General features: G+C 55.7%; 9 protein-coding genes and 2 pseudogenes. 5 read left to right on the top strand and 6 right to left on the bottom strand.

Annotation, left to right across the window (positions count from 1 at the left end; all coding sequences use genetic code 11):
• Nucleotides 1-34 precede the first annotated feature (34 nt).
• Nucleotides 35-1,096 carry an ABC transporter substrate-binding protein gene (locus tag AUK77_RS00600; protein ID WP_296125204.1) on the top strand — a complete coding sequence of 354 codons (1,062 nt, stop codon included), beginning with the start codon at nucleotides 35-37 and terminating at the stop codon, nucleotides 1,094-1,096.
• 1 nt (nucleotide 1,097) lies between these two features.
• Here AUK77_RS00600 and AUK77_RS00595 read toward each other — a convergent pair whose 3' ends face one another.
• The 5 genes and pseudogenes from AUK77_RS00595 to AUK77_RS00570 form a co-directional block, all read right to left on the bottom strand.
• Nucleotides 1,098-1,316, bottom strand: a complete 219-nt coding sequence (locus tag AUK77_RS00595) for a DUF2970 domain-containing protein (RefSeq protein ID WP_296125203.1) — start codon at nucleotides 1,314-1,316, stop codon at nucleotides 1,098-1,100.
• 26 nt (nucleotides 1,317-1,342) lie between these two features.
• On the bottom strand, nucleotides 1,343-1,573 hold the full coding sequence (locus AUK77_RS00590; protein WP_296125200.1) for a DUF1272 domain-containing protein: 231 nt from the start codon (nucleotides 1,571-1,573) through the stop codon (nucleotides 1,343-1,345).
• A 166-nt stretch (nucleotides 1,574-1,739) separates the two neighbouring features.
• The gene (locus AUK77_RS00585; RefSeq protein WP_296125198.1) at nucleotides 1,740-2,009 is read right to left on the bottom strand and encodes a hypothetical protein; all 270 of its coding nucleotides are present in this window, start codon (nucleotides 2,007-2,009) and stop codon (nucleotides 1,740-1,742) included.
• Nucleotides 2,010-2,185: 176 nt separating this feature from the next.
• Nucleotides 2,186-3,016 (bottom strand): annotated as a pseudogene (locus AUK77_RS00575) (hypothetical protein).
• A gap of 43 nt (nucleotides 3,017-3,059) precedes the next feature.
• The gene (locus tag AUK77_RS00570) at nucleotides 3,060-4,139 is read right to left on the bottom strand and encodes a patatin-like phospholipase family protein (protein WP_296125194.1); all 1,080 of its coding nucleotides are present in this window, start codon (nucleotides 4,137-4,139) and stop codon (nucleotides 3,060-3,062) included.
• A gap of 191 nt (nucleotides 4,140-4,330) precedes the next feature.
• Between AUK77_RS00570 and AUK77_RS00565 the strand changes: the two genes are divergently transcribed.
• Genes AUK77_RS00565 through AUK77_RS00550 form a run of 4 tightly spaced genes read left to right on the top strand, consistent with a single transcriptional unit; the run spans nucleotide 4,331 to nucleotide 6,940 of the window.
• Nucleotides 4,331-4,639, top strand: coding sequence for a PepSY domain-containing protein (locus AUK77_RS00565; protein ID WP_296125192.1), 309 nt, complete (start codon nucleotides 4,331-4,333; stop codon nucleotides 4,637-4,639).
• Nucleotides 4,639-4,956, top strand: a complete 318-nt coding sequence (locus AUK77_RS00560; RefSeq protein ID WP_296125190.1) for a PepSY domain-containing protein — start codon at nucleotides 4,639-4,641, stop codon at nucleotides 4,954-4,956. Before AUK77_RS00565 ends, AUK77_RS00560 begins: the two co-directional genes overlap by 1 nt.
• Nucleotides 4,956-5,624, top strand: a complete 669-nt coding sequence (locus AUK77_RS00555; RefSeq protein WP_296125188.1) for a response regulator transcription factor — start codon at nucleotides 4,956-4,958, stop codon at nucleotides 5,622-5,624. The genes AUK77_RS00560 and AUK77_RS00555 overlap by 1 nt, the downstream gene beginning before the upstream one ends.
• Nucleotides 5,621-6,940, top strand: a complete 1,320-nt coding sequence (locus AUK77_RS00550) for a sensor histidine kinase (protein WP_296125186.1) — start codon at nucleotides 5,621-5,623, stop codon at nucleotides 6,938-6,940. The genes AUK77_RS00555 and AUK77_RS00550 overlap by 4 nt, the downstream gene beginning before the upstream one ends.
• Before the next feature lie 27 nt (nucleotides 6,941-6,967).
• On the opposite strand, the pseudogene AUK77_RS00545 reads toward AUK77_RS00550, so the two are convergent.
• Nucleotides 6,968-7,123, bottom strand: a pseudogene (locus AUK77_RS00545) (NADPH-dependent oxidoreductase); the annotation flags it as partial.
• Nucleotides 7,124-7,221: the final 98 nt, after the last annotated feature.

Below are 7,221 nucleotides of genomic sequence, written 5' to 3'. Positions count from 1 at the left end.
GCCCTGCGTCGCTGCGCTCCGACTGCCTGTCCGAATGATCGTGGAACAGGTGTCCGGATCAGCGTGGGCTGAGTGTCCGAATGGCGTGGAATCCGCACTGTTTCTCAATCCGGGCTATTCCAATGAGCCGTTCTGGGTGGGCTACTCAGACTTTATGCAGGCAGCGGCCGATGACCTCGGTATGCAGTTGCAGGTGGTTTATGGTGAGTGCAACCCACAAAACCTATTAGCACAAGCCCGCGAGGTGCTGACTCGCGCGGAACAACCGGACTACCTCATTTTTGTGAATGAGATGTTCACCGCGCCCGAGTTGCTCAGGCTGTTTGCCGACAGCCCAATCAAGCTGTTTTCCCTACACAGCACATTAACTGCCGAGCAACTGCAGCACGTTGGTGGCTCACGTGAGCAGTACCGCAACTGGATCGGCAGTCTGGTGCCTGATGATGAGCAGGCAGGCTACTGGATGGCCAAAGCGCTGATTGCCAAACTCAAGGGCAAGCCTGGCGATATGTTGGCGTTCGCCGGCGTAAGGCATACACCCTCATCCACCTTGCGCGAGGATGGTCTGCGGCGGGCCTTGCAAGAACACCCAGAAATCAAACTGCAGCAGGTATTGCATGGCGAATGGCGTCGTCAGCGTGCGTATGAGCAAGCGCAGGTTGTTCTGCCGCGATACCCTCAGGTGCAACTGATATGGTCGGCTAACGATGAGATGGCCTTTGGCGCCATGCGGGCGGCAGAGGAGATCGGCAAAAAGCCTGGCCAAGATGTGTTTTTTTCCGCACTCAACAATTCAGATGAAGTGCTGAGTGCCAGAGTTTCCGGCAAGTTGTGTGTGTTGGCTGCAGGACACTTCACCCTCGGCGGTTGGGCGATGGTCATGCTGCATGACTACCATGCGGGCTTAGACTTTGCCGAGCGCGGCGGCAAAGACAGGGTGGATCAGCTGTTCAGCATATTGACCGCCCAGCAAGCCGCGCATTTGCAGCGCCGTCTAAAAGTGCCGGGTTATGGGCTGAATTTTCATGAGTTCAGCGCGGTTCACAACCCCAAGATCAAAAACTACAACTTCAGTGTAAAACCCTTACTGCAGTGAGTTACACACCCGCCAGGTGCAGCACCAGTTGCACCACGCCGAAGATCACCAGCACAAACAACACGGTGAAAAGTACGCCCAGAATGATGAAGTGGCTGGGTTTACCGCGCGAGAAGTCCCGTGCGCGGTTTTTGCCGCTCTGCACACCTAAGGCCGCACTGAATACGCTTTGCAACATTTCCCAGAGGCTCAATGGCTTGTTGTCTTGATCGTCGCTCATGGTGGTGGCTCCTGCATGGTGTTTCGCTATGAAGATCGCTTCACACGTTCGGTGGATGCAGGGTAGCTCAACAATTTGTTGGCCGGACGCCGAGGTCTCTGCAGCAGTTCCCCAGCACAATTAGGGCAAGTGAGCTGCAGATGCTGCGTAGCGCAATCGCGACAGAAGGTGCACTCAAATGAGCAAATCAGAGCGTCGGCTGAAGCCGGAGGCAAGTCGCAATCGCAGAGCTCGCAATTTGGACGAAGTTGCAGCATGAGGAGCCTCCTGGCGTGTTTTAAATAGAGGTGAAGCCTGTATCCAGCTAAACAGTTGCCGGATTGATCAGTCAACACTTACGCCAGGAGAGCGTCTTTGGCCATACAAAAATGAACGTTAGGCCATAAAGAAAAGCCTTAACGCCCGCAGGCTCGCAAAACTTGATTAAGCCGGCATGGTCCAGGGCTCTAGCGCAAAGCCTTGCTGGCTCAGTTGCTCGCGCGATTGCTTGAGCACATCGGCAAACTGCACAGGATCGCTGTAAACATGGCTCGACAATTGAGTGCGGCCGAGCAGGCGAGTGCTGGTACTGTCGATGACGCTGAGGCTCAGGTTGCCAGTGCCATCTTGCGGTGCCCAAGCCACGCATTGAAACGGTTGAAAAGCACGGTCAGCAATCAGCAGGGCTTCATTAAAACGCAGCGGTGCGTTCATGGGGTCGGTTTCTCCGAGGTGATCCCAAATAATCAGAGCAGGCGCAGGATTCACGCTTGCCGTTCATATGTGTTGATGAACGAAGCTGACTGTTAAGTCACACGCTGGCCGAAAAATGCACGAAATTGTCCGTTAAATCACAGTAAGCGCAGTTGCAGGCCCAAACACAGTGGGTCTTAGGTGTCTTTGCACGCAGCTAGAAGCCGCTGCAGATAGGTCGCCACATAGCGTTGAAAACCACGGTCTTGCCAATAGCCCATGTGACTCAAGGGCGTGTGCCGTTTGAACCAGGTACCAACTGACATGGGTCGATCTTCGGCCACGATGGCAGTGTAGTTAGTCAGTGGGCGAAGCGGATAACCCAGCAGGTCTGCAGGCGCATATACATTCAGCTAGCGGGCATTTTGCGTCACTGCATCGGTCAAGCAGTGCCCTGGAAAGCGGATCGGTATCACCGGATCATAGGCGAAGGTAAACAGCGGGATATTGCAGCCGAAGGTGATCAAACCACTCAAGGTTTCCATTGCCAGAAAAGGATCCAGTGGGCAGTGTTCGGCCTTATTAATGCGCTGCTGATCCCAGATGAAGTTGGACACAATATGACCACCCAACGAGTGTGCGAGTATCACCAGCGGGGTGTCTGCGGCCACTTTCGCGCGCAACGCGTTTAGCCCACCGCGTAAGCATTGGTGAACTTCTTCGTAGGTGGTGTCGTAAGCTTGGCTGACTTTGCGGTAGCCGCTGGCATCCCCAAGGAACAGCGTGACCATGCGCCGCAACCAGCGCCAGCGAACCGGTTGATCGCGCAGCTTGTCCAGGTAAGCGCGCTCACGCTTGTCCAACACACTGGCCCAGTAGAGGGTCTGAAAAGCCACCTGGTCAGCCTGCGCCCCCAGGTGTTGGCGTAAGCCACTGATCAACTCTTGGGCAAACATATGTTGGCCCTCGGCATCACGCACATCCGCCTGTGTGCCTATGCCATGAATAATGGCGACTGCAAGTTTCATCCTGCCATCCTTGGTCAGCATTTCAGTTTTAAGCGTTAAAGCGTTAAAGCGCGATCAGACGTTCTTTCAGCTGGCCGCTTTCAACCAATTCAAGAAACTCATCGCCCAAACGCTGGCTTTCACTCATGGCTTTACGCCAGTAGCGCTCACGACCGGCATCATCGCCTAGGAAGCGATTAAAGTCTTTGCGATCAGGCAATTTGCCATGCGGCAGGCGTGCCAGGTACTCGCGTGAGGGCGCTAAAAGCAGCACATCTTGCAGGCGCTCGGGGCTGCCGCGTCTCCATGGCATGCTCTTGTCAAACCAGCCGGGAATGACTTTGTCGGTGAAATGCGGGTAAAGCACGATGTCGTCACCGCTGTAGGGCAGATCCAGGTGATAGTCGAGCAGGCCACCATCACGGTAGGTGCCTGGGCCCGCGCCGGGAATGTCGCGAATGCCCTGCATAATCATCGGGATCGAACCAGAAGCCAGCAACGCGTGACGCAAATTGCCGCCGTCGAGCGCGAGAAAGCGTGAGGGGAAGTCGCGCAATTCATCGAGCGGGGGCGCCAGTCGTGGGTCGTGCAAGATTACTCGTTCAAAATGACGGGCTAAACGAGGGCGGCCCAGAAAGTTGCTACCGATCACGGACGACAACCCAAGCCCCAGTGCGCCCCGGTGATCGTGTTGCATCAAGCCATGGCTTTTAACCACCACGATATTCAAGCGGTAGTGGGGGTTGTTCAGCACGCTAAGATCGTCTTTGCCGAGCAACTGTTCCAGCATCAAGCTGCAACTCTGGGTTACCTCGGCCATGCTCGCGCCTTTGGCAAAGCGTTGCGCTGTGTACAGTTCGCCAAGGCGACGGATGCCGGCGGCCGCATCGGGCAGGCAGGCGCTGGCAAAACGCCAAGAGCCAATAGATGCACCAATCAGTGAGCGCTCGCGTTGCACGCGGGGCAACCAGTCGCCGAACAACGCCAAGTCGAGCCCCTGAATACCGAGCGCCTTGGGCCCGCCTGCAGCGCCGGGCAAAATTCCAACATCGGCCGGCTGCAAGCCGCGTTCGCGAATCCGGGCTAGGGCGCGTTTACCGGCCTTGATTGTCAGGGCAGGGGACTTGATTAAAATTGCACTCATGCTGGCCTCCATCGCGCAGGGCGGCGATTATAGAGTGCTTGGCGGCCAGACCAAGCCACTTCATGGCGTGAATGATGTACACGGTGGTCTGGATAATTGCCTGTGCAGTCACTTCCAGCAAATTCAGCTTGAGTTAAGTCGTGTGCAGTAACTTGGGCTGTGTCGAAAGCCAATCCCATAAGGAACTGAAGATGAAAACACTGACTGCCATTTTTGCCGTAGCGGCTCTCACCCTTACCGCAGGCCTCGCTCAGGCCCGTGACTTGGGCCCGGATGATGCCGTTAAATTGCGCGACGCCGGAACCGTAATGCCGTTTGAGAAACTCAACGAGGCGGCACTCGCTCTGCATCCAGGTGGTACAAAAGAATCCACTGAGCTGGAAGAGGTTTACGGCCGTTACATCTATCAAGTTGACGTGCGCGACACCCAGGGCGTGAAGTGGGATGTTGAAGTCGACGCCACCAATGCTCAGATTTTGAAAAATCAACGAGACGATTAATGATCATTCCGGCCTGCGCGCTGCGCCCACTGCTGGTTGGCTTGCTGCTGAGCATTGCGTTCAGCAGCAGCGCCCGCGACTTGAACCAGGACGAAGCATTGCGCCTGCGTCGCGAGGGTTTGATTTTGCCCCTCGAACAATTGATGCAGGTGGCTTTGCAACGTTATCCAGGGGCTGTGCTTCTTGAAGTGGAACTTGAAGAGGAGCACGGCGTGTTGGTGTACGAGGTCGAATTAGTGACAGCAGAGGGCGTTGTGCGCGAGTTGGAGTTACATGCCGCCACTGCCGAATTACTCAAGGACGAGGTGGAAGACTGATGCGCTTGTTATTGGTTGAAGACCACGTCCCCTTGGCTGATGAATTGTTGGTTGATTTAAACCGACAGGGTTACGCGATTGACTGGTTGGCCGATGGTCGTGATGCGGCTTATCAAGGGGCCACCGAGCCTTATGACCTGATCATTCTTGATTTGGGCTTGCCCGGCAAACCAGGGCTTGAGGTGTTGCAGGAGTGGCGCTCAAACGGGTTGAGTACGCCGGTATTGATTCTCACAGCCCGCGGCTCATGGGCGGAACGAATAGAAGGGTTGAAGGCTGGAGCAGATGACTATCTGACCAAACCTTTTCACCCTGAAGAACTACAACTGCGCATTCAGTCATTGCTGCGCCGTGCTCATGGCCTGGCGAATCAGCCGCAACTGGAAGCGGCCGGTTTGCAACTCGATGAATCACGCCAATCCGTCCAACACAAAGGTGAAAATGTGCAGCTTACCGCCGCCGAATTTCGCCTGTTACGCTATTTCATGCTGCACCCTGGACAGCTGTTATCCAAAAGCCATCTGGCCGAACATTTGTATGACGGCGAGAGCGAGCGTGACTCAAACGTCATTGAGGTGCACGTCAATCACCTGCGCCGCAAACTGGGTCGTGAAATTATCGAAACACGCCGTGGTCAGGGCTACCGTTTTAACGGGGCAATACCTTGAGATCGATTCAACAGCGCTTGAGCCTTGGGCTGATCAGTGTGTTGTTGATCGCCGGTCTGGTGCTGGCACAAAGCAGCTTATGGCTATTTGACCGAAGCCTGCGGGGCTACTTACAAACAACCCTGCAAGACGAAGCTCAGGCTCTGCTCGGGGCTTTTGAGCGCGGCCCTGCTGGCGTGCAACTGGATGAGCGCCGCTTGAGCGCGGCGTATAAACGTCCTTATTCAGGTCTGTATTTTCGAATTGATTTTGCCGATCAAACCTGGCGCTCGCGTTCGCTTTGGGACCGTGACCTGCCACGGGCGCAACATCTTGGCCTGCAACGTGAGTTAGTCGACGGTCCACAGGGGCAGTCATGGCTGGTTTTGCGCGCGGATTACCAGCGTTTCGGCCAGCAGATCGAGATTCAGGTCGCCCGTGATTACACCCCCATCCTCAATAGCTTTCGCCAAGTACAGAAAGTAGGGCTGGGTTTGGGATTGGCGGCATTGGTACTTATTTTGTTGCTGCAGCGCGTTATCGTCAGCCGAGCGCTGCGCCCGTTGGAAGTAACCCGTCAGCAGTTAAAGCAGCTGCAACAGGGACAGCGCAATCAACTCGATCAGAACGTCCCGCTTGAGCTGGAGCCCTTGGTAGCGCAGATCAACCACCTGCTTAACCACACAGAAGAAACACTCAAACGTTCTCGCAACGCACTGGGAAACTTGGGCCATGCCTTGAAAACACCACTGGCCGTATTAGTCAGCCTGGCCAGCCGTGAAGAACTCAAGCGGATACCGGATCTACACGACAGCCTTAATCAGCAACTTAAACAAATCGAACAGCGTATTGCCCGTGAATTAGGTCGGGCCAAACTGGCGGGTGAGGTGCTACCAGGTGCGCATTTCGATTGCGCCAATGAATTACCCGGTTTGTTTGCCACGCTGACAATGATTCATGGTCGTCACCTGCAACTGGATTGGCATGCACCGGGGCAACTGCGCTTGCCTTGGGACCGGGAAGACGTGTTGGAGTTACTCGGTAACGTGTTGGATAACGCCTGCAAATGGGCGGATAGCCGCGTGCAACTGAGCGTGAGTTCAGGCGCGGACGGATACACCTTGTGTATTGACGACGACGGCCCGGGCATTGAGCCAGAGCGGCGTCAGGAAGTACTCAGCCGGGGCAGCCGATTAGATGAGCAAGTGGCGGGGCATGGCCTGGGGTTGGGTATTGTGCGCGACATCGTCGATGTCTGGAGTGGCACATTACAGCTGACCGACAGCGTTTTGGGTGGGCTGTGTGTACAGATCAACCTGCCTGCCAAGCGTGCTTGAGTCGCACAAGCACGCTTGCATTAATCGTCACATACCGTTGGCGAAAGCCGGGTTCGCCATATCAATAGCTGCGCGAACCGGGCGTAATGCATCGCCATAGCGAACGAGGATGTCCAGCGCATAATCGATGCGCGCATGCAGGCGTTGGTCGTCTTCATGGCTGGGTTGTGGTGTGTTCAACACCTGCGGATTCCACGGTCATCTGGCCACCCATTCCATGAGCATCTGACCACCGATTCCACGCTGATCCGGCCACCCATTCCACGCGCATCCGGCCACTG

The sequence above is a fragment of the Pseudomonas sp. Ga0074129 genome, assembly GCA_001465025.1.
In the GTDB taxonomy this organism is placed as follows: Bacteria; Pseudomonadota; Gammaproteobacteria; order Pseudomonadales; family Pseudomonadaceae; genus Aquipseudomonas.
The sequence above is the reverse complement of the archived record's forward strand: the minus strand, read 5'-3'. Positions and strand labels throughout refer to the sequence as shown.